The 21,023-nt window shown below is 50.9% G+C and carries 22 protein-coding genes; 16 read left to right on the top strand and 6 right to left on the bottom strand.

The genetic code is table 11. The features are described 5' to 3' along the window. Positions 1–282 precede the first annotated feature (282 nt). On the bottom strand, positions 283–735 hold the full coding sequence (locus ACVBDQ_RS15565) for an N-acetyltransferase (RefSeq protein WP_023634264.1): 453 nt from the start codon (positions 733–735) through the stop codon (positions 283–285). 253 nt (positions 736–988) lie between these two features. On the opposite strand from ACVBDQ_RS15565, the gene ACVBDQ_RS15570 reads away from it, so the two are divergent. Both ACVBDQ_RS15570 and ACVBDQ_RS15575 read left to right on the top strand, forming a co-directional pair. Next, the gene (locus ACVBDQ_RS15570; RefSeq protein WP_023634265.1) at positions 989–2,755 is read left to right on the top strand and encodes a GmrSD restriction endonuclease domain-containing protein; all 1,767 of its coding nucleotides are present in this window, start codon (positions 989–991) and stop codon (positions 2,753–2,755) included. Between the two features lie 292 nt (positions 2,756–3,047). Next, positions 3,048–3,428, top strand: a complete 381-nt coding sequence (locus ACVBDQ_RS15575; RefSeq protein WP_225995682.1) for a hypothetical protein — start codon at positions 3,048–3,050, stop codon at positions 3,426–3,428. Positions 3,429–3,571: 143 nt separating this feature from the next. On the opposite strand, the gene ACVBDQ_RS15580 is transcribed toward ACVBDQ_RS15575, so the two are convergent. Both ACVBDQ_RS15580 and ACVBDQ_RS15585 read right to left on the bottom strand, forming a co-directional pair. After that, positions 3,572–4,576 carry a transcriptional regulator gene (locus tag ACVBDQ_RS15580; RefSeq protein ID WP_446663303.1) on the bottom strand — a complete coding sequence of 335 codons (1,005 nt, stop codon included), beginning with the start codon at positions 4,574–4,576 and terminating at the stop codon, positions 3,572–3,574. Between the two features lie 170 nt (positions 4,577–4,746). Beyond that, on the bottom strand, positions 4,747–5,244 hold the full coding sequence (locus ACVBDQ_RS15585) for a L,D-transpeptidase family protein (protein WP_062899018.1): 498 nt from the start codon (positions 5,242–5,244) through the stop codon (positions 4,747–4,749). 233 nt (positions 5,245–5,477) lie between these two features. Between ACVBDQ_RS15585 and ACVBDQ_RS15590 the strand changes: the two genes are divergently transcribed. Next, on the top strand, positions 5,478–5,678 hold the full coding sequence (locus tag ACVBDQ_RS15590) for a hypothetical protein (RefSeq protein ID WP_011232749.1): 201 nt from the start codon (positions 5,478–5,480) through the stop codon (positions 5,676–5,678). Between the two features lie 43 nt (positions 5,679–5,721). Here ACVBDQ_RS15590 and ACVBDQ_RS15595 read toward each other — a convergent pair whose 3' ends face one another. Continuing rightward, a complete protein-coding gene (locus tag ACVBDQ_RS15595; protein WP_011232748.1) occupies positions 5,722–6,195 on the bottom strand; it encodes a hypothetical protein in 474 nt (157 codons plus the stop codon). 294 nt (positions 6,196–6,489) lie between these two features. Between ACVBDQ_RS15595 and ACVBDQ_RS15600 the strand changes: the two genes are divergently transcribed. Both ACVBDQ_RS15600 and ACVBDQ_RS15605 read left to right on the top strand, forming a co-directional pair. Continuing rightward, positions 6,490–7,422 (top strand): DMT family transporter, encoded by a 933-nt coding sequence (locus ACVBDQ_RS15600; protein ID WP_011232747.1) that lies wholly within the window; start codon positions 6,490–6,492, stop codon positions 7,420–7,422. A gap of 201 nt (positions 7,423–7,623) precedes the next feature. Then, entirely contained in the window at positions 7,624–8,517 is an 894-nt protein-coding gene (locus tag ACVBDQ_RS15605; protein ID WP_013524772.1) for an Rpn family recombination-promoting nuclease/putative transposase, read from the top strand. 39 nt (positions 8,518–8,556) lie between these two features. Here the strand turns inward: ACVBDQ_RS15605 and ACVBDQ_RS15610 are convergent, their stop codons facing one another. Further along, a complete protein-coding gene (locus ACVBDQ_RS15610) occupies positions 8,557–9,570 on the bottom strand; it encodes a substrate-binding domain-containing protein (protein ID WP_025039389.1) in 1,014 nt (337 codons plus the stop codon). Between the two features lie 495 nt (positions 9,571–10,065). Between ACVBDQ_RS15610 and ACVBDQ_RS15615 the strand changes: the two genes are divergently transcribed. The 11 genes from ACVBDQ_RS15615 to ACVBDQ_RS15665 all read left to right on the top strand — a co-directional run bounded on the left by ACVBDQ_RS15615 (position 10,066) and on the right by ACVBDQ_RS15665 (position 20,237). Further along, positions 10,066–11,391, top strand: a complete 1,326-nt coding sequence (locus tag ACVBDQ_RS15615) for an extracellular solute-binding protein (protein ID WP_014195126.1) — start codon at positions 10,066–10,068, stop codon at positions 11,389–11,391. A 1-nt stretch (position 11,392) separates the two neighbouring features. Then, complete coding sequence (locus ACVBDQ_RS15620; RefSeq protein ID WP_011232743.1) at positions 11,393–12,271, top strand: carbohydrate ABC transporter permease; 879 nt, start codon at positions 11,393–11,395, stop codon at positions 12,269–12,271. Next, entirely contained in the window at positions 12,258–13,088 is an 831-nt protein-coding gene (locus ACVBDQ_RS15625) for a carbohydrate ABC transporter permease (RefSeq protein ID WP_011232742.1), read from the top strand. The genes ACVBDQ_RS15620 and ACVBDQ_RS15625 overlap by 14 nt, the downstream gene beginning before the upstream one ends. Positions 13,089–13,129: 41 nt before the next feature. Next, entirely contained in the window at positions 13,130–14,077 is a 948-nt protein-coding gene (locus ACVBDQ_RS15630; protein WP_013146551.1) for an MTP-1 family protein, read from the top strand. A gap of 2 nt (positions 14,078–14,079) precedes the next feature. After that, positions 14,080–15,138: a BtaManbiosPhlase gene (locus ACVBDQ_RS15635; protein WP_011232740.1), complete on the top strand. Its 1,059-nt coding sequence runs from the start codon at positions 14,080–14,082 to the stop codon at positions 15,136–15,138. A 281-nt stretch (positions 15,139–15,419) separates the two neighbouring features. After that, positions 15,420–16,307, top strand: coding sequence for a UTP--glucose-1-phosphate uridylyltransferase GalU (galU, locus tag ACVBDQ_RS15640; RefSeq protein ID WP_011232739.1), 888 nt, complete (start codon positions 15,420–15,422; stop codon positions 16,305–16,307). 42 nt (positions 16,308–16,349) lie between these two features. Next, positions 16,350–17,663 (top strand): AAA family ATPase, encoded by a 1,314-nt coding sequence (locus ACVBDQ_RS15645; RefSeq protein ID WP_011232738.1) that lies wholly within the window; start codon positions 16,350–16,352, stop codon positions 17,661–17,663. 2 nt (positions 17,664–17,665) lie between these two features. Next, positions 17,666–18,097, top strand: a complete 432-nt coding sequence (locus ACVBDQ_RS15650; protein WP_011232737.1) for a hypothetical protein — start codon at positions 17,666–17,668, stop codon at positions 18,095–18,097. A gap of 21 nt (positions 18,098–18,118) precedes the next feature. After that, positions 18,119–18,496 (top strand): DUF488 domain-containing protein, encoded by a 378-nt coding sequence (locus ACVBDQ_RS15655; RefSeq protein ID WP_060788680.1) that lies wholly within the window; start codon positions 18,119–18,121, stop codon positions 18,494–18,496. 3 nt (positions 18,497–18,499) lie between these two features. Continuing rightward, entirely contained in the window at positions 18,500–18,985 is a 486-nt protein-coding gene (locus ACVBDQ_RS15660) for a macro domain-containing protein (protein ID WP_025038980.1), read from the top strand. Positions 18,986–19,265: 280 nt separating this feature from the next. Continuing rightward, a complete protein-coding gene (locus ACVBDQ_RS15665; RefSeq protein WP_446663304.1) occupies positions 19,266–20,237 on the top strand; it encodes an MTP-1 family protein in 972 nt (323 codons plus the stop codon). A 514-nt stretch (positions 20,238–20,751) separates the two neighbouring features. Here ACVBDQ_RS15665 and ACVBDQ_RS15670 read toward each other — a convergent pair. Then, a partial coding sequence (locus tag ACVBDQ_RS15670; protein ID WP_446663305.1) for a transposase occupies positions 20,752–21,023 on the bottom strand: 272 nt, incomplete at its 5' end.

Below are 21,023 nucleotides of genomic sequence, written 5' to 3' on the forward strand. Positions count from 1 at the left end.
ATGGAAATCTTTGTCCGAAACAATTCACAAAAAATTTAGCACATTCCTTCAGAAAAGGGGAGAGGGCTTTCTGAAAGAATGTGCAAAAAAATGGGCGTTTTGTGCTGAAATAAAATGATAATTTACATTCCTTCCGTTTTCCGCGATTTTTCACGAAATCACCAGCCTTCCAGTTTCGAACATACTCGTTTTTAGTTAAGGGTATAGAGAGCGAAACAGCGGAGGAAAAAAGGTTTTTCCAAGGGCTCTCCCTCCTTTCCCGCCATGCGGGTGGGAGGAGGGTCAAATGTATTTGATCATGGCTGTTTCATCGCAACAGTCGAGTTTCGGGCAATTGACACAGTCAATCCACACTTTTTCCGGCAGTGTTGATTTATCTACGATCTCAAACCCGCATTTTCGAAAAAACTCCACTTGGTACGTGAAGGAGATTAACCGCTTCACCCCGAGTCTGGCCGCTTCGTTCGCAATATGTTCAACGAGCAGGCGGCCGATTCCTTTCCCCATATGCTCAGGAGATACGACGAGCGAACGCACTTCCCCGAGATCGTGCCCTAGGATATGCAGCCCAGCGGTGCCGACGATTTGACCGTTTTCCCTGGCGACATACATGCATTGCAAGTGCTGGTAGATGGACAGCAGCGAGCGGGGCAACACCAATCCTTTTTCCGCATAGTGTTGGATGAGCGCGTGCATGTCTTTGACATCGCTCGTGACGGCATGGTCGATTTGCATTTGGATCCCTCGCGATCAATCGTCATTGTATATTTATAAATATACAATATTTTGTTTTTATATTCAACCACAGATTTTCGTTGGCTGGGGGATGTTTCTGCCAAACGCTGCGCGGCAGGAGGAACAAGAATGCCATTGTCGAAAGAATAAAGTGTTTTTTGGAAAGCAACAGGAATATGCATTGGATGATGGCATATTGGTCGATTGAATCGTATGGAAGTGTAGGGTTTTTCATGAAACGAGGGGGAAGGATATGAGCACGATTACCACGTTTGACAGTACGGTCGAAAGTTTGCTTGATTTGCTTGAAAGCATTCAGGAATGTCGAACACAGCTTCCTGATTTTCAGAGAGGCTGGGTTTGGGATGACGAGCGGATTCGGAATTTGTTGATCAGTGTTTCTCTCTCTTATCCGATCGGTGCGGTGATGATGCTCCAGACGGGAAATCCGAATGTCCGTTTTGCCTCAAGGCCGATCGAAGGGGTCGATAACGTGAACCAAGTGGAACCGGAACGGCTGATTCTTGACGGTCAACAGCGGCTGACGGCGTTGTTTCAATCATTGAAATTGAAAGCGCCTGTAGCGACAAGAGACAAGAGAGACAAGGCAATCAAACGGTTCTACTATATTGACATTGACAAAATGTTAGATCCGAACGTCGACCGAGAAGAGACGATCGTCAGTGTTCCGGAAGACCGGATCATTCGCGGACCGGGAGGGAGGGTTGTTCTTGATTGTTCTGACTTGGAGAAAGAATGCGAAGCGGGAATGCTTCCGGTGAATTTGCTTTTCGATCCTGCGGGGTTGTTGGCGTGGCAGACGCGCTATTTTTCGGATTCAACGAAAATTGCGGAACGGTCATTGAAGTGGCAAAAGTTGATGACGGACGTATTTCCCCGTTTTCAGCAATATCAAGTGCCTGTTATTATGCTTCGGAAGCCGACTCCGAAAGAGGCGGTTTGCCAAGTTTTTGAGAATGTAAACACGGGGGGCGTCTCTCTGACCGTCTTCGAGCTTCTTACCGCCACATTTGCGGCGGAAGATTTCAAGCTGAGGGATGATTGGGAAGAGAAGGAAGCAAAATTAAAGAGATCTGGAGAAATTTACAACAAAGTGTTGGCCGATATCAGCAGCACCGACTTCCTGCAGGCAGTTGCGTTGTTGGCCACGTACAATCGACGAAAAGCGGGGGACGGCGTGGCGGTCAGCTGCAAGCGGCGCGACATCTTGCAGTTGACGTTGGCGGATTACCAAAGATGGGCGGATCGGGTGACGGAAGGGTTTATTCAGGCGGCTCAATTTTTGCATGAGCAACATGTGTTTTCCGCGCGCGACTTGCCGTACGGCACCCAGTTGATCCCGCTGGCGGCCATTTTTGTCGAGCTGGGAAAAGAGGCGCACAATGTTTGTGTCCGTGACCGAATCGCCCGTTGGTATTGGTGCGGTGTATTGGGTGAATTGTATGGAGGAGCGACGGAGACGCGGATTGCCCGTGACGTGGTGGAAGTCGTCGAATGGATTCGCGGCGGTGCGGAGCCGACGACGGTGCGGGATGCCCATTTCGCCGCTGATCGCCTCTTCACGCTGCGCACGCGAAACAGCGCCGCTTATAAAGGGTTGCACGCATTGCTCATGAGGGAAGGGGCGCGGGATTTCTTATCTGGGGTGCCGATCGATATTCAGACGTATTACGGCGAATCGATTGATATTCACCATATTTTCCCTCGTGACTATTGCGAAAAACGGGGGATTGAGAAAGCGAAGTACGATTGCATTATGAATAAAACCCCATTGTCCTATAAAACGAATCGGATGATTGGCCGTGATGCTCCAAGTGTATATTTGAAGAAACTAGAGGAGAGGAAAGGCGTTTCGGCAGCGGTGTTGGATGACATCCTGCAAACGCATGTCATTGATGTGGCATCGATAAGAGCGGATGATTTTGACCAGTTTTTTGAAAAAAGAAGGCTGGCTCTGCTTGCGATGATCGAGCGGGTGATGGGTAAGAAAGTGGAGTGAGCGGGACGGGAGGATGTTGTAGGGGAGAGGTTTTGGTTTATATTTCAAGTTTCAAGGAAAAGGAACAAATGCCTTGGAACGACGTATTCGCAGGGAGATCAAAGGGGGAAAACTTGGTGGAAAAACAGGAACAGATACATTGGCTGCTGGACAGCAGACAAATGGAAATAGAATATTTATGAATTGGAAAAACTGGCGGTGCAACTGGCCGATATGCGAAGTTCGTTTGGATCGGAAGCTGTGCAGGGGTAGGGGGACGGAAAAAGGCACTTGTTATCGTTGGGGAGAGGGCATGAACCAACGGCTGTTTGCGGAGGAAATGTGGAAGTCGTTGCTGGATAAGCTGTACGAAGGAAAAATGGTATCGACGTTCAAAGGGAAGGAAGCGTTTCGCGTTGTTTCGTTTTCCGATGAGGGGGTTATTGTGCGATTGAGTTCGAAGGAGAAGGATGTGTTTCTAAGCAAGAAGGCGATGGTCAATGTGATTGAGAAGCTCATCGCCCATGAAGATGGCGTGCGGAAAAAAATGGTGGACCCGGAATTCCGTCTAAAGTTAGGGCTGTTTTTGCTTCACCCGTGGACGGAGAAAGTGGTGCGCCAGGAGGAGGGGAAACGCCGTCCGTATTTGTTGTTAACGGATGAAGCCCGTCAGCGATTGGCAAGCGGCGAGTAGAGGGATTGACACACTGGGAAGTGCGCTCGCTTTGGCGGCCAAAGGCCAAGGGAAAAGTCCGACTGTTGCTTGTTCCACACGCCAAGAGCCATAGGGAAAAGACCAGTGATAAGAGCCGCGCGGTTGCGGCTCTTTTGTGCTGCCTATTTGTCCATTTCCTTCGCTAGGTCGGCGACTTCGGCGACGGTCAGTCCGGTTCGTTTGGCGATCTCGTGAATGGGAAGAACATCAAGCAAATTTTTGGCGATTTCGATGGCCTTCCGTTTTTCCGTTTGCTTGATCGCCTGCTCCTTTTCTTGCATGACTCTTTGCACTGCTTGTTCTTTTTCTTGTATCGCTCTTTGCACTGCTTGTTCTTTTTCTTGTATCGCTCTTTGCACTGCTTGTTCTTTTTCCTGCATCACTTTCTTCAACATTTCTTCTCTTTCTTGTTCAAGTTCTTCGACTAACAGGCGAAACACTTTGTTCATTTTGATCCACTCCTTTACTTTTTCGGCGTATGACCGGTCGATGAATTTGTCTGTGGCGGTCAGAACGCCAGCGATGATGTGCAGCTGTTTCGGTTCGTCGCCGATCGCTTTCGCCAGCTCGATCGTTTTTTCGATCATCGTTTGCCGGTCGAAGCGGGTGTGCATGAGCGGCACGAGGATGAGTTTCATCGTTTCTTCCGGAGTGAGCGGTTCGCCGTTGTGGACTTTTTCTTCAATGGCATGGAAAATCGCATCGCCGTTGAATTCGCCAAGCAACACCGCTTTGGATGAAAGAAACACATCGCCGGCGTCAAGCTGTTCGCGGGCGCTCGTGACATCGCTTGTGTAGATCACAACGATGCGAATCGGGCGTATTCGTTTTTCCTGTTGATAGTATGTGTGAAGGATGCGGCAGGCATAATCAAGATACTTTAAATGGTTGTCGAGAAATCGTTCATTGCTTTCGTACTCCAGAAGCAAAATGGAATCGTCTTCGAGAAGAAACACGGTGTCGGCGCGCCGTTCATCCGCCCGTACAGACGGAAATTCGTTTGGAAGCAGTGCTTTGATCCGTGGGAGTCCGTGAAGTCCGTATACATCGAGGGCTTGGTTTTGGTACAATGCGCTCAGCGACTTGAACAAAATGTCTTTGGCGTGATGCGAGATCCCGCCTGGCATCGTCTTCACTCCATTCGCTTTTGACCTAATTATACTACTTGCCCGATCGATTGTCAGCTGCCATCGTGAGCGGAAACACGGTGTTCGTTCGGTGGGAGTGAATGACATCTTCTTGAAAAATAAAACGGGTTGTGACTCAGAACAGACGGATGAATGACGCTGTTTTGCCCTCACGGCCGGATAAACACTTCCGTTCCGTTCGGAACGATGGAGGCGAGTTCGAGCACGTCTTTGTTGTGCATGCGGATGCAGCCTTTGGATACGTATTTGCCGATCGAGGACGGGTCGTTCGTGCCGTGGATGCCGTAATGGACTTTGGATAAGCTGAGCCACATGGCGCCGAACGGACCGCCCGGGTTCGGCTGGCGGTTGACGATGACAAAATCGCCGACAGGCGTGGCGGTGACCATTTTGCCGACGCCGATCGGATACGTGCGGATCGTTCGTCCCCGGTGTTTTAACGTCAGCTGGCGGCGGCTGATCGAGATGTGGATCGTGTAGGGAATCGATCCTTTCGGCGGAAGGTGGGGGATGACGATCTCCTGCCCGGGAAAGATGACGGACGCGGCGGTCAAACCATTGGCGCGAAGGAGCGCCTCAACAGATGTGCGGTAGTCGCGGGCGATGGAGGCGATCGTTTCCCCGCGTTTGACGATATGTTTGTACATGGCATTTCGCTCCTTTTTTTCGCTGGATGGAGAAAATAGCTACGATTGATGATACATTAGTGTATGAGAAGATTCGAATAAGGTTGCTCAAATGGGAAGAGAGTCTCATGCGCATGGCATGCGGCCGCCAATGCCGTATGAACGCGCTGTGCGTTAGTCTATACTTGACAGGGAGCGTTGCCTAACGGGTGTTTCTTGTCAAAACGTGTAGGTGAAAAAGGAGGATGGCGCGAATGAGAACGTTTGTCCTAAAACCGGAAGGACAGAAGGTTGATTATGAGCTGTATGCCGAGCTCTCCCCTGTCCCGCTTGAGATCATTGACGGCGATCTCTTTTTTACGAAAGAGGAGCGGGAAAACTTGCTTAAGCTGTTGATATACAATGTCGGCATTAATCGGACGCTTGAGATCATCGAGGAATGGAAGGAGCGGTGAAAGCGGCGCCCGGTCGATATCGGGGCCGCATCGATGTTGGGGGTTACGGGCGGTAAGGGAACAAAATGTTCTTTTCCCCTTTTTCTTTGGCGACGAAGACGTCTTGATGGATTTCGAACACGCCAAAAGCGCTATGGAACGTCTGAATGACGCGGACGCGATACACGTCGTGAAGCGGTTTGTTCTCATCAGACATCGACCATGACGACAGTTTTTCCACCTCATCGATGCGGTAGTCGAACGTCTCGACGCCGAAGTCTTGCATAAAGACGTGGGCGCGGCGCTGGATGTAGACGTCTTTTGGGAATTTCTTTTTCATAAGCGGGTGAAACAGCTCCCAAGAGCTGCCAAAATCCCCTGCCTGCTCGTAGCGGTAAAACGTGTCAACGATTTCCTTTGCCTCGTTCCGTTCGTTCGAAAGAAACAGAGACAAGATCGCCACCAACACGGCGACGGCAGTGAGAACCGCCACCCCAGTCCTGGCTCGGATCGTCTTTTGGCGGTAGCGTGGGAACATGGGGTCTCCTCTCCTCTCTGTTATACCATATGCACGATGGGCGGCGGATATGGGCAGGGAAAGGGCGGAAGCGCCGTGGCATGTGTCACAGGATAGACATACGGCCGCATTTTTTAGTCAAAAAATTCATCAGAGTGTAGTAAAATGGATGGCAGAAGTTGTTGGAAATGATGCACTAGCGTGAGAAACGGTGGTTTGTCCTATTTGGAGGCGGGTGAAAAGGCGGAGCGTTTAGGGCTCCGTTTTTCCTTTGCCGTTCCGCTGAAAACAGAGATGCAGGAGAGGTAGAGAGCGATGCGGAAATCATTTATTTATGCGCTGTTGGTCGCCATTATGGTTGCTTGGGGCTTGAACGTGACGGCGTTGAAAATTCTTGTGGAGCATTTTTCGCCCGTCGCGTTGACGGCGCTTCGCATTCTAACGGCCGGGTTGGTCGTGCTTTTGTTTTTATGGGGGATCGGCAAGCTTCAAAAAGTCAGTTGGAATGAGGCGAAACAGATTGGTTTGGCTGCATTGTTCAGCGTGGTGGCCCATCACTTCTTTTTAGCTTTGGGGCTCGCGAGGACGACGGCGGTGAACGCAGGCCTTGTTTTAGGGATGGTGCCGCTTGTGACGGCGCTGTTGGCGATCGTGTTTTTGGGACAGCGGCCGACGTTGTTTCGTTTGCTTGGCATCGCGCTCGGGTTTTTTGGCGTCGTGTTTGTCGTCGCGAACGGCGATGGCGGCCTCGGCCATTTGTCAATCGGGGATGTGTACATCTTTTTGGCCGTCTTGGCGCAAGGGATCAGCTTCATTATGATCAAAAAGGCGACGGTCGAGGCGCGGGTGATGACAGGGTGGATGCTCGTCTTCGGGTCGCTTTGGCTGTTTGTCTTAAGCCTCGTGCTCGAGCCGAGCGGCCTATCGAGTTTGAAAGAGGGTACGTTGCCGCTTTGGCTCATTTTCCTTGCTTCGGCTGTCGTGGCGACGGCGCTTGGCCATATGTTTTATAACCAGGCTGTTCAACATCTTGGTCCCGCTGAGTCGGCGGTGTTCATCAACCTCAATCCGCTCTTTTCGTTGCTTGGGGCGCACTGGTTGCTTGGTGAGCCGATTTCATGGATGCAGCTGGCTGGTTTTCTCTTCATCGTCGCGGGCGTGATGTTCGGCAGCGGGGGGATGGATGACGTGATCGCCCGTTTCCGCCGGGCGAAGGCGGTGGAGGGCGGAAGGAAGGCGGGGATGTAGTAGCCTTGGAATCCCCCACTTCTAGGCCTTGCGTGCAAGTGGCGAAACATTCATATCCAGGAATGGAGGGGGCTTCACATTGCGGTCGGCGTCTTGGCTGTCTCTTCTCGAAAAGGGACAGCCATTTTTGTGCCATCGGCAGGATTTTGCTTGATGATGTCGAAAAAGAGAATACGAAACGTATTCGTGTGAGGTGAATGTATGGCGATCGATCACGACCGGTTGTTCAAGGAGTTGTTGCAGACGTTTTTTGAGGAATTTGTGCTTCTCTTCTTTCCGGATATGCACGAGCATATTGATTTCAACCATTTGTCGTTTTTGTCCGAAGAGCTGTTTACGGACGTAACGGCTGGGGAGAAGTACCGCGTTGACCTGCTCGTCGAGACGAAGTTCAAAGGAAAAGACGGATTGATCATTGTTCACGTAGAAAACCAAGCGTACGTTCAATCGTCATTTCCAGAAAGAATGTTTCTTTACTTCAGCCGCTTGTTTGAAAAATACCGCACTCCGATCATTCCGATTGCCGTCTTCAGCTATGATGCCATCCGAGATGAACCCTCTTCGTTCACGCTCTCCTTTCCGTTTGGCGATGTGCTTGACTTTCGCTTTTTCCATGTGGAGTTGCGCAAGCAAAACTGGCGCCAATTCATCCGCACCGACAACCCGGTGGCGGCTGCGCTGCTTAGCAAAATGGGGTATACTGAAAGTGAACGAGTGGAACTGAAAAAGCAATTTTTGCGCATGTTGGTGCGTCTTGAGCTAGACGAGGCAAGACAGCGTTTGTTGATGGGCTTTTTTGAAACGTATGTGAAGCTGTCCGATGAAGAAGAACAACAGCTTCGAAGCGAGGTGGAACAAATGGAGACGAAAGAAAAAGAACGCGTGCTGGAATTGATCATTTCGTACGAGCAAAAGGGAAAAATTCAAGGCCGAAAGGAAGGACGGGAGGAAGGGCGCAAAGAGGGAGCGGAACAAGAAAAACGGCACATTGCGAAACGGATGTTGATGAAAGGGTTTGATGCGCAGACGATTCACGAACTGACCGGATTGCCTGTGACGGAGATTGAGGAAATGAAACAAAGCGGCTTCAAGTGAATGGAAATCAAACAGGCGGGGCAAAAGGCCAGCCCCGCCCTAGCGCGTTGGTTTTGCTGCTGTGGATTCCCGTTTGATCAGTTTCGTAGACAATAGCACTTCCTGAAAAGGTTCGTTCGGGTTGTCCCACCGCCATCGCAACAATTCCACCGCTCGTTTGCCGTAGCGCTTCAGGTCGATGTCGACGGTCGTGATTTTCGGCGTCGCGATTTGCGACAGCTGTCCGTTGTCAAAGCTGCAGACGGAAACGTCATCGGGCACTTTTAGCCCGTACTGCTGCAGGCCGGTGCTGACGAAAAAGCCAAGCCCGTCATTGACGCAAAACCAGGCGGTCGGCTGCCGCTTCAGCTCGCGGATGTAGCCTGCGATGACCGTTTCGTCCTCTTGCGCCTGGCAGAACATCCACTCCTCGTTCGGTTTCACTCCATAGTCTTTCAGCGCCAATAAGTACCCTTCATACCGCTCTTGATAGCTCGGCGAATAGTTGACGTCGCCGACAAACGCGATGTCAGTATGGTTGAGCTCCAACAAATGCTGGACGGCCACATACGCCCCGAACCGATTGTTTGTCAGCACCGCATCGGCTGGAATGTTCGGATGGTGATGGTCGACCAGGACGGTCGGAATGCCGGTGGCGACGATTTGTTGGATGTACTCGGTGCTGATGTGGGAAAGGACGATCACGCCGTCGACTTGTTTTTCCTCGATGAACGAAGGCAAAAGAAGCCGTTCTTTTTGTTCTTTGTTCACCGATTGGATGTGCAGCTTCATGCCGTGTGACAGCGCTTCCTGTTCAATGCTTAAGTAGATTTCGCCAAAAAATTTCAGCGAAAACGTGCGGTCGGAGGCGATGAGGGCGATTTGCCTCGGCGGTTTGCCGCGCGACTTCGCGCGGGAGGCGGGATATTCATACCCCATTTCTTTGGCTACACGCTTCACAAGCTCCCTCGTTTCTTCGCTGACCCCTTCTTTGCCGCGCAGCGCTTGAGAGACCGAGTTTTTGGAAATGTTCAGTCGATCGGCGATGTCTTGCATGGTGACGCGTTTTTTCATTCGCTACCTCCACTTGTTCGCTATTTTGCCTTTCGGTGATTTGAGGCGCCGACAAGGACGGCCGTTGCGATTTTTCGTTTTCCATCATTACAAGTATACATCGAAATCTTGAAGATTGGCTCCGCTTTCGCAGCGTTTGCTTGCTTTCTCTAGTTCAAGTACATCCCTTATGAAAACGAAAGACATTCAACACCTCGGAACAAATATATACGAAATGGTATTGTAACGTTACAATTTCTGATTGTCAAGTTGATGAATTGCGTCTAAACTCACGGTTTTTTCTTGTCTTTTCCGCAAGAAAGAAGTTGACTATTTCGTTGAATCATGAAATAATGTCATTGTAATGTTATAAAATACCGTTACATAAATTTGTTTTTTAGCTAACAAGATTGTTCGTCTCCATGATTTGTCACGGGAAGGAGAGGGGTTGTCTGAAGCGGTTGTTTATGTAAGCGTTTTAATCACCTGCTCATCAATACAAGGGGGGAATGGACGATGAAAAAGCGCAAGTGGTTCAAACTGGCTTCGTTGTTGCTTGCCGCTGCGGTGGCGGGAACAGGCTGTCAAGGACAGACCGGGAATGAACAGGGGCAGAAGAAGGAAGGATCAACCGTGCAAATTGAGTTTTGGGCGGCGCCGAATCCGACGCAGCAGGCATTCTGGAAGAAGATGGCGGATCGCTATATGGAAGAGCATCAAAACGTGAAAATCAAAGTATCGCCGATGCCGGAAAGCCCTTCTTCGGAGGCGGGCATTCAGTCGGCGATTGCGGCGGGAAATGCGCCGGTCATTTCCGAAAACATCTCCCGCGGGTTTGCCGCACAGCTGGCGGACAGCCGGGCGATTGTGCCGCTGGATCAATTTGAAGGGTTTGATGATGTAATCGGCAAACGGCAAATGAAAAGCACGATTTCAACATGGAAGTTCGCCGATGGGCATCAATATGTGCTGCCGATTTACTCCAACGCCATGCTGTTCGGTTGGCGAATCGATATTCTGAAAGAGTTGGGGTATAACGCTCCGCCGAAGACGTACAGCGAAGTCATGGAAGTCGGCAAAAAGCTGAAAGAAAAATATCCGAACAAGTTTCTATGGGCGAGAGCCGACTTGGTCAAACCGACGTGGTGGGCGAGATGGTTTGACTTCTTCATGATTTACAATGCGGCGTCGAATGGGACGCATTTCATCGATGGAAACAAGTTGAGTGCGGATCGTGACGCGGGTGTGAAGACGCTCCAGTTCTTCGCTGATTTAAGCAAAAATCAGCTCGTGTTGACGAAAGAGACGAAAGATCCGTTTGAAAGCGGTACATCCTTGATGTCCGATTTAGGGCCGTGGACGTTCCCGTATTGGGCTGAGAAGTTTCCGGAAATGAAGTTTAACGAGAAATACGTGTTGTCGATGCCGCCTGTGCCTGATGGCATGGACCCGTCGCAGGCGAAAACGTTCGCCGATACAAAAGGGCTGGTCATTTACGCTTCGGCGACGAAAGAACAGCAACAAGCCGCGTTCGATTTCGTCAAATGGGTGTATTCCGATCCGCAAAACGATTTGGAATGGCTGAAAGAAACGAACTTGCCGCCGGCGCGGGACGACTTGTCGACGAACGAGGCGTTTGTCTCCTATTTTGAACAAAATCCGCAGCTGAAACTGTATGCGGAAAACGTTCCGAATGCCATACCGCCTATGGATAACGCCAAAATGGTTGAGCTTCAAGAGCTGATCGGCAAAGAGGCGTTGAATCCGGTCGTCAAAGGCGAGAAAACCCCAGAAAAAGCGTGGGAGGACATGGAAAAGGCGATCAATGGGGTGTTAAAATAACATGAATAAACATGCGGCAAAAGTGGGTTGGCTGCTCGCCAGCCCATACCTTATCTATTCCGCTATTTTCTTTTTGATCCCCCTGTTTTGGGCGTTATATCTCGCTTTTACGAACTGGAATTTAATTTCTCCCGAATATGAGACGGTGGGAATGCAAAACTTCCTTGACGCCTTCTCGAGTCCGAGCGTGCGGGCGGCGTTTTGGGTGACGTACAAGTTTATGTTGATGTTTGTGCCGATCGTCATCGCCGGCTCGCTGTTTTTGGCGCTGATTCTTCACCATCTGCCTCGGTGGAAAGGATTGTTTGCCGTCGGATATTTTCTGCCGTATTTGGCGTCGGGGGTGGCGTCGTCGATTGTCGTCAAAGGCGTCATTTCCTACAACAGCCCGTTGAATCAATTTTTGCGGGACGCGTTGGGCTGGGATATTGACTGGCTCGGCTCGCCCATCTTAGCTCCGCTTGTCATTGCGCTCATGATGGCGTGGAAGTTTGTCGGATATTATGCGCTATTGTTTTTGTCCGGCTTGGAAAGCATCCCGAAAGAAGTGTATGAAGCGGCGGAAATTGACGGAGCGATTGGCTGGAAGCGGGTTTGGCACGTGACGATTCCGATGCTGTACCCTTCGTTTTATACCGTGACGATTTTGGCGGTCGGTTTGATGTTTGGCATTTTCACCGAACCGTATGTGTTGACAGGCGGTGGGCCAGAGTATGCGACCCATACGTGGCAGCTGGAGATTTACAACCAGGCGTTTGAAAAATTAAATGCGGGTTATGGAACCGCGGTCGCGATTATCAATTCGATCGTCACCTTTGCGTCGATTTTCGTCTTTCGCAAGGTGTTGGAAAAATGGGGTGGCAAACATGGCTGGGAGTAAAACATGGAAGGTCGGACTGCTTTATGTTTTGGCGTTTGCCGTTTTGTTCGTCATGGTGTTTCCGTATTGGTATATGGTGTTAGGCTCTCTTGCCCCATGGAATGAGGTCGACCGAAAGCTCATTCCGTCGTCATTGACGCTTCGCTCGTATGAATGGCTGTTTCAAGGCGGCGAAGATGTCGTGCCGCGTCCGTGGCTTCGGGCATTTTTCAACAGTTTGCTCGTCACGTCGGCGTCAACGCTGCTCATGCTTGTGACGGCCGTGATGGTTGGATATGCGTTGTCGAAAGTGAAATTTAAAGGGAGACAATGGGTCAACAACGCGATTTTGTTTCAAATGTTTTATCCGTCGATCATTTTGCTTATTCCACTGTTTCTGATCGTCCGGTATTTCGGCTGGTACAACACGTATTGGGCGATGATCTTGCCGAAGGCCGTCAACTTGTGGGCCATCTTTATGTACACGAACTTTTTCCGCAGCATTCCCGATGAATTGATCGAAGCGGCAAAGATGGATGGAGCGGGCCATTTCACCATCATTCGCCGCATTGTCTGGCCGATGTCGCGCTCGATTACGACGATCATTTTCTTGTTCCTTTTTATGGAACGATGGGTGGAACTGCTTTGGGATATGCTTGTTGTGAATAACGAAAAGATGTTGACGTTAAACGTGTTGTTGGCGCAAATGTTTGGACCATACGGCGGATATCCGGGGCCGATGTACGCCGCCTCAGTGCTTCTCACGCTGCCGATTTTGATTTTGTTCCTTTTGTTTAGCAAGAATTTTAAAGAAGGCATGCAGTTCATATTAAAATAATAAAAACATCATGATAGGAAGAGGGAGCAGGGAGAGACGTTATGCAGACAAGGACGCCGACGATGAAAACATGCCAGACACTGCTTGAGGAATTTCAGCGTGCTCCTCAGCCGCTTCGGGTGGAGAAGCTCGTGTTTGCCGGCGTTGGGGGGCGGGATGTGTACAACATTTCCGCGCCGTTTGAAGACGATGGCGAGTGGGTCATTGCCGGACGGGTGGAGGCAAGAGACAGCGAGCAATCAGAAGTATACTTTTTCGTCGAGCGTGAAGGGACATGGGTGCCGCGGGAAGGGGCGCCGGTGTTTGCCTTGCAGGATCCGTTTGTTTCGCGGGTGCACGGGCATCTCGTGTTTGGCGGCGTGGAGACGTTTCCGCATCCCGTGCTTCACGGGAAGCTGTATTGGCGGACGGTGTTTTACCGCGGAAAAACGATCAATGAATTGGCGCATTTTTTCACCGGTCCCGACGGGATGAAAGACATTCGTCTTGTCGAGCTGCGGGATGGGTCGGTTGGGGTCTTCACCCGTCCGCAAGGGGAAAAAGGCGGACGCGGAAAAATCGGCTTCACCCGCATCGGTGCGCTCGATGAGTTGACGGTGGAGGCGATTGAGAATGCCCCATTGATTGACGGCCAATTTGCCGATGAAGAATGGGGAGGCGCCAACGAAGTGCATTTGCTTGGCAATGGGCTCGTCGGCGTCTTGGGCCATATCGCTTGTTTCGATCAGGAGCGGAACCGTCATTATTATCCGATGGTGTTTGCGTTCAATCCAGATACGGGGGAAGCGTCGGACATGGAGTTGATCGCCACAAGAGCCCATTTCCTCGATGGCCCGGCGAAGCGTCCGGATTTGGCGGATGTCGTGTTTAGCGGCGGACTGATTCGCAAAGGGGACGGCACGGCCGATTTTTACGCTGGAACAAGTGACGCAGAAGCGCAAAAACTAACAATCGTTGATCCATTTACGAAATACGAAAGGCAGGGGTGACGATGCACCTTTACCGCTACGAAGAAAACCCGCTGATTACACCGAACGATGTGCCGCCGCACCACGACGGGTTTGAAGTGATCGGGGCGTTTAACGCTGGGGTGGCGAAATTTCAAGGGGAAGTGTTGCTGCTTCTTCGGGTGGCGGAGCGGCCGATGTCGGATGACCCGAACATCGTGAAAGCACCGGTATGGAACCCAGAGACGGGGAAGGTCGATGTTTACGAATTTCGCAAAGACGATCCGCGCTATGATTTTTCCGATCCTCGGGTGATCAAAGAGGCGGGGGCGGAGCGGTTTTTGTATTTGACGTCGCTCTCCTATTTGCGCCTCGCCCGGAGTCAAGACGGGCGGCGGTTTACGATCGACGACCGCCCGTTCGTCTATCCATCGAATGAGCTCGAGACATTTGGTATTGAAGATCCGCGCATTACGTACATTGACGGCACGTATTACATTTATTTCAGCGCCGTCTCACCAAAAGGAGTCGGCGAGGCGATGGTGTCCACAACGGATTTCCGGACGGTGACGCACCACGGCATGATTTTCGCTCCGGAAAATAAAGATGTGCTCATTTTTCCGGAGAAGATCAACGGCAAATATTACGCTCTCCATCGCCCAGTGCCGCGAAGCAACGGCCGCCCCGAGGTGTGGATCGCGGAGTCGGAGAATCTGCTTCATTGGGGGAATCACCGCTTTTTGTTCGGTCTGCGCGAAGGAAAGTGGGACAGCGCCCGCATCGGCGGCGGGGCGGTGCCGATCAAAACGGAGCACGGCTGGCTCGAGTTGTACCATGGGGCGTCGGATGACCACCGCTATTGCATGGGGGCGGTGCTGCTCGATTTGAACGACCCGGCAAAAGTTATCGCCCGCTCGGAGCGGCCGCTTGTTGAGCCGGAAGCGGATTATGAGGTGAACGGCTTTTTCGGCCGCGTCGTGTTCTCATGCGGGGCGCTTGTTGACGGCGATGTTGTGAAAATGTATTACGGCGCCGCCGATACGTCGATGGCGTGCGTCGAGCTGAAGCTGGACGAGATTTTGGATTCGCTTGTGAAAGTATGAAAGCGAAGTTGCCCGCACGTTGCGGTGTAAGAACGGAAACGCCTGGATGGCCGGGCGTTTCTTTTTTGGTTTGCCGCGAACATACCGTGAGCGCAGGTGGGAGAGCGTTCAACGCTCATTGCGTCGTTTCGTTTCTTTTCCGTTCAACAGGATTTGGTATAATAAAAACAACGCCGATTCATCGGTCAGGTCGGCAGAGCGGTTTGCGGCTGGGCAATGAAAGACACTGGCCATGACTCGAAAGAACAGATGATCATCGGATAGAGGAGGAACCATCGGAGATGAAAAAAGTACGCAAAGCGATCATTCCGGCGGCCGGGCTTGGGACGCGGTTTCTGCCGGCGACGAAGGCAATGCCGAAGGAGATGCTTCCGATCGTTGATAAGCCGACGATTCAATATATTGTCGAAGAAGCCATCGCCTCAGGCATTGAGGACATTATTATCGTCACCGGGAAAGGGAAGCGGGCGATTGAGGATCATTTTGACTACGCGTTTGAGCTGGAACAGATGCTCAAGCAAAAAGGGAAGCTGGATCTGCTTGAGAAAGTGAAAGAGCCGTCGAAGGTGGACATCCACTACATTCGCCAAAAAGAGCCGAAAGGGCTCGGGCATGCGGTTTGGTGCGCGCGCAATTTCATTGGAGACGAGCCGTTTGCGGTGTTGTTGGGCGATGATATCGTCCAGGCGGAAAAGCCTTGTTTAAAACAGCTCATTGAGCAGTATGAACAAACGTTCAGCTCGGTGATTGGTGTCAAGCGCGTGCCGGAGGAAGAAACGCATCGCTACGGGATCATCGACCCGCTCGAGCAGCAAGGCCGGCGCTACCAAGTGCGCCGCTTCGTGGAAAAACCAGCTCCGGGCACAGCGCCGTCGAACTTGGCGATCGTCGGCCGCTACGTGTTGACGCCGGAAATTTTCTTGTTTTTAGAGAAACAGGAAGCCGGCGCAGGCGGGGAGATTCAGCTCACCGATGCGATCGGGCGGTTGAATGAAATTCAGCGCGTGTTTGCCTATGAATTTGAAGGAAAGCGGTACGATGTCGGCGAAAAGCTCGGCTTTATCGAAACGACGATTGAGTTTGCCTTGCAAAACGAGGAGCTGCGGGATGACTTGCTTTCGTTTTTGGAGCGGGTGGTGGCAGAGGCGAAGGGATCGAAGAACAACTAATCAAATTTTTCAGAAGATGAAGACAAAAAAGGAGGGTAGGATGTGGCGCGCATACGGATTGAACATTTTGGTCCTGTGAAGCTGTTTGATGAGGAGATCACGGATGTTACCGTTTTGATTGGCCCCCAAGCGAGCGGAAAAAGTACGATCAGCAAATTGATTTTTTTCTTTCAATCGATTCCTGATGAATGGGTAAACTATTTGCTTTCAGTACGTCAAACGGAAGAAAACAACCCATTTTTTGAGTTCAATAAACGTCTTCGGAGAAAATTTGTTGGGTACTTTGGCACAACCAAACATATGAAACCGTTTCATATTCGTTATGAGTATGATGTTGAAAAGTTTGTCCGTCTTGATTTAAAGGACGGTTATGTACAAATCCATTTCAGCGATCCGCTAAAACGGGAGATTCAGGAAAATTTTAAACATGTTGTGCAGATGAAAAAGGAAATGCAATATGAAGAACAACAGTTGGATGATTTTTGGAATGTCTCCTCGTGGAAAGTGCGTCAACAAAATGTGTTAGAAAAGGTCAAAGCAGCGATCACTGAGGTATTCGGCGATTCCAAAACACCCATTTTTATCCCTGCAGGGAGGAGTTTAGTTGCCACATTGTCGGATCAGCTTCAGGATATTAACCCGCAGCAACTCGATGTGTTGACAGAACAGTTTATCGAGCGAATTAATCTACTAAAGAAGATGTTTTCGCATTCGTTTGAGGAAATCATCGAAGATCGAAAAAAATTCTCGACAGAAAAAATTGACTTTGAGGCAATCCGACTGGCCATCAAGATGATCGAAGGCGTGATGAAAGGGAAATACATGTTCTCTGATTATGGGGAAAGGATTTTTTTTAATGAAAGAGAGTATACAAAACTGAAATTTTCATCTTCTGGACAACAGGAAGTCGTTTGGATTTTGCTGCTGATATTTACAATCATTCTGGAACGGCAGCGAGTGTTTATGGTGATTGAAGAACCCGAGGCACACTTATATCCGAACGCACAAAAAGAAATGGTTGCCTTATTTGCGTTGTTGCTGAATGTGACGAATAGTACGCTCGTGATTACGACTCATAGCCCGTACATTTTGTCTGCTTTTAATATTTATTTGTACGCTGCCAAAATCGGAAACAAACTGGATCAACGTGTGCATCCAATTGTGGACCGAAAGCTGCGCCTTTCTCCAGAGCGGTTAAAGGCCTACATGCTAGAGAGTGAAGGAGGGAAATTCCATTATCGAAGCATTATTGATAATGAATTACAGTTCATACAGGCCGAAGCGATCGATGAAGCATCATCTGCGATCAACCGCGTACTTGATGAACTCATGGAGGCAGAGGAAGCGGGGGAGTAAACATGGCGGTTGTAGGTTGGGAAAGTTGTTTACACTATTGCGACCGTCGAAAACTAGCAGTTGTTGAGGAAAACGGGAGAGGGGTTCGTTTTGTCAATGAGAGGGAAAAGAGGGTGGCCCTGTACCGTGTAGACGGTTGTTTGATTAAAGAGGGGGTAAAATGCGACTTTTTATTTTTAGTGATCGAAGGAGATCGGGCATTTTTCATCGAACTAAAAGGGTCTGACCTTAAGCAAGCTGTACACCAGATCGCCCGAACAATCGAACAGTTAGGGAAATGGCTGCCTGGATATCGATTCGAAGGGAGAATCGTGACTACCCGTGTGAGAACGCCTGCTTTGAAATCGACTTATTTGATGAAGCTGGAAAAAATGTTGAGGAGAACGGGTGGGACATTAGTGGTAAAAGCCAAGTGGGACGAGGTAAACGTATAGGGCAGGAAAGAGGCGACCGGTATGGGTTATTACAGGCTAAAACGGAGTCATACCCCAATCGGACAGGATGACGGCATCCGCATTCTCGTCGACCGCCTTTGGCCGCGCGGGGTGTCAAAGGCCGAGTCGCGCATCGACCGCTGGATGAAAGAGATTGCCCCGAGTCCAGCGCTGCGGCAATGGTTTGGCCATCGGCCAGAGCGGTTTGCCGAGTTTGCGCGGGCATATGAGCGGGAGTTGGAAACAGAGGAAACGAAGCAGGAGCTTGTGGATGAGCTGTTGTCGCTTTCCGGAGTGGTGACGCTGTTGTATGCAGCAAAAAATGAACGACATAACCATGCCGTTGTCCTTTGTGATTTTTTGCGCAAAATAGCCGAGAGGCGAAGCCAGGAGGGATGAACGGTGATTTCTGCGATGGTCGGCGATTTGACGAAGGTTGAAGGGGTCGAGTACATTTGCAATGCCGCCAACGGCATCGGACCGATGGGCGGCGGGGTGGCAGCGGCGATCTGTCGGGCAGGCGGGCGCGTGATTGAAGAGGAAGCGATCCGCGTCTGTCAAGCGCAAGATCCACAGCCGGGCGATTTGTACGTGACAGGGGCAGGCTCGTTGCCGTTTCGGGGTGTGATTCATCTTGTGACGATGAAGCAGCCGGCTGGGGCAACGTCGTATGAGATCGTCCGGTCGTGTCTTGAGCGGCTTGTCGCGCACTGTCGGGAGCACGGGATCAAGAAGGTGGCGCTGCCGGCCTTGGGAACCGGAGTCGGCCGGCTTGACAAAGCGAGAGTGGCTAGGTTATTTCGCGAGGTGCTCGCGCCGGTTGAGGATGTGGAATTTGTGGTCGTTGATATCGACGAGTCATTTATCCAAATGGTTGATTCATATTAAATAAAAATTAAGAAAAAAAGGGCCTTGACAGACGCTTGGCCCTTCTTTTTTTGGCAAAGAATAACGTGTTTCACAATCCTTCATATCATATTATAATATAACACACAAACCAGTTTCATTGACTTCCTTGCCTAGCCTAGGAGGTGGCGCAGCCATCCATGTCCGATTGATTGGACTGGCATGAAAGGAAGTTGGAGAGCGTTTCCTGTTCGAACCTGTTCAGGGAAAATGGCCAAAAGCGATGCATACGGCGTTTTTGGCAACGCCTGGGGGGATGATCATGTTATTCCAATCGCCAACATTGAAGACATGTCAAGTATTAGTCGATGAATTCCGCCTGGCCCCACAGCCGTTTGAGCCGGAAAAACTCCGCTTTGCGGGTGTTGGGGACCGAGACGTTTATAATATTTCCGCACCGTTTGTGGATGAAGGAGAATGGGTGATCGCTGGGCGCGTCGAGGCGCGCGACAGCGAGCAGTCGGAAGTGTACTTTTTCGTCGAGCGTGACGGCGTTTGGGTCCCTCGTGAAGGGGCGCCGGTGTTCGCCTTGCAAGACCCGTTCGTGTCGCGCATTCACGGTCAGCTTGTGTTTGGCGGCGTGGAGACGTTTCCGCATCCGGTGTTTGTTGGCGAGCATAGCTGGCGGACGGTCTTTTACCGTGGACCGAACATTCGCCGCTTAGAAAAGTTCGCCGAAGGGCCGGATGGGATGAAAGACATTCGCCTCGTCGAGTTGAAAGATGGCTCGATCGGCGTGTTTACCCGACCGCAAGGGGAAAAAGGCGGCCGCGGGAAAATCGGTTTCACCCGCATTTTCTCGCTCGATGAGTTGACGCCGGACGTGATCGAGGCTGCGCTGATTCTTGATGCCCAATTTACGGATGAAGAATGGGGCGGCGTGAACGAGGCGCATTTGCTTGCAAACGGGCTTGTTGGGGCGCTCGGCCATATCGCTTGCTTTGACGAGCAAGGCAACCGCCATTACTACCCGATGGTGTTCGTGTTGAACCCCGAGACGATGGAGCGTTCGGAGCTGGAATTGCTTGCGCTTCGCTCCCACTTTTTAGACGGGCCGGCGAAACGGCCGGATTTGGCGAACGTTGTCTTCAGCGGCGGGCTCATCCGCAAAGGCGACGGCACCGCCGAGCTGTACGCCGGCGTCGGCGATGCGGAAGCGCAAAAAATTTCGCTCATCGACCCGTTTGCGAAATACGAAGCGCAAGAGCTCGATCGGATGTATGCTTCCGTTTAGCGAAAGGATCGGTGCGACAGACCTTCTCTTGATGAGGAAGGTTGGCGGCCGGTCCTTTTTTGCATTTGGCCGGTTTCTTGCCTTGTGCGAAGGACTTCGGTTTGACATAAACGTGACTTGTTCGGTGACGGTGTATGTGCTCAATGAGGAACGGCTATATGAGCAGGCGGATGTTCAACCTTGTTTGTTTGCATTATCGTGATGAAAGAGGAAATGTTGCTTCCTCACAGCGTTTCTTCAGTTCAAAACTTTGCAACACCGTCGCGTGACCCCTTTCGGCTTCTCCCAAATCGAACAAATCCGTCGTTTTTCAACGGTCTTCGAAAGGACTGCTTAAAAGCGAACAGCGTGGGATTCTTCCCACGCTGTTTCCGTGAAAATCCCCACCACTTGGTGAGTGCGGTATACGCTCCTGATCCGTGAGGGTATACTGAAAATGGCCAAAAAAGGCAATAGGAAAGCAGAGGTGCCCGATTTTAGGCATCTCGTATAACCTGTCTGCCTTTTGGCTAGACTAAATAAGTTGTGGTTGGCGGAACGGCTCTTTGCGGGAGATCATGCAAAAGATGATCACCAACATCCGCCGAGCAATGGCGATGAGGGCTTTTTTCTTCCCGCACCGGGCCGCCAACGACCAAAACTTTCGGGACAAGGGATGCGTCTTGGATCGAGCTGCTGACCATGCCGCCTCGCATAACGCCGATCGGAGATGGGGATTGCCTTTTGTCGTGCGCGTGCTCTTTCGCTTTCCGGCGCTTTCATGGTTGCCGGGGGACAATCCAGTCC

The sequence above is a fragment of the Geobacillus sp. CCR genome (genome assembly GCF_052906625.1).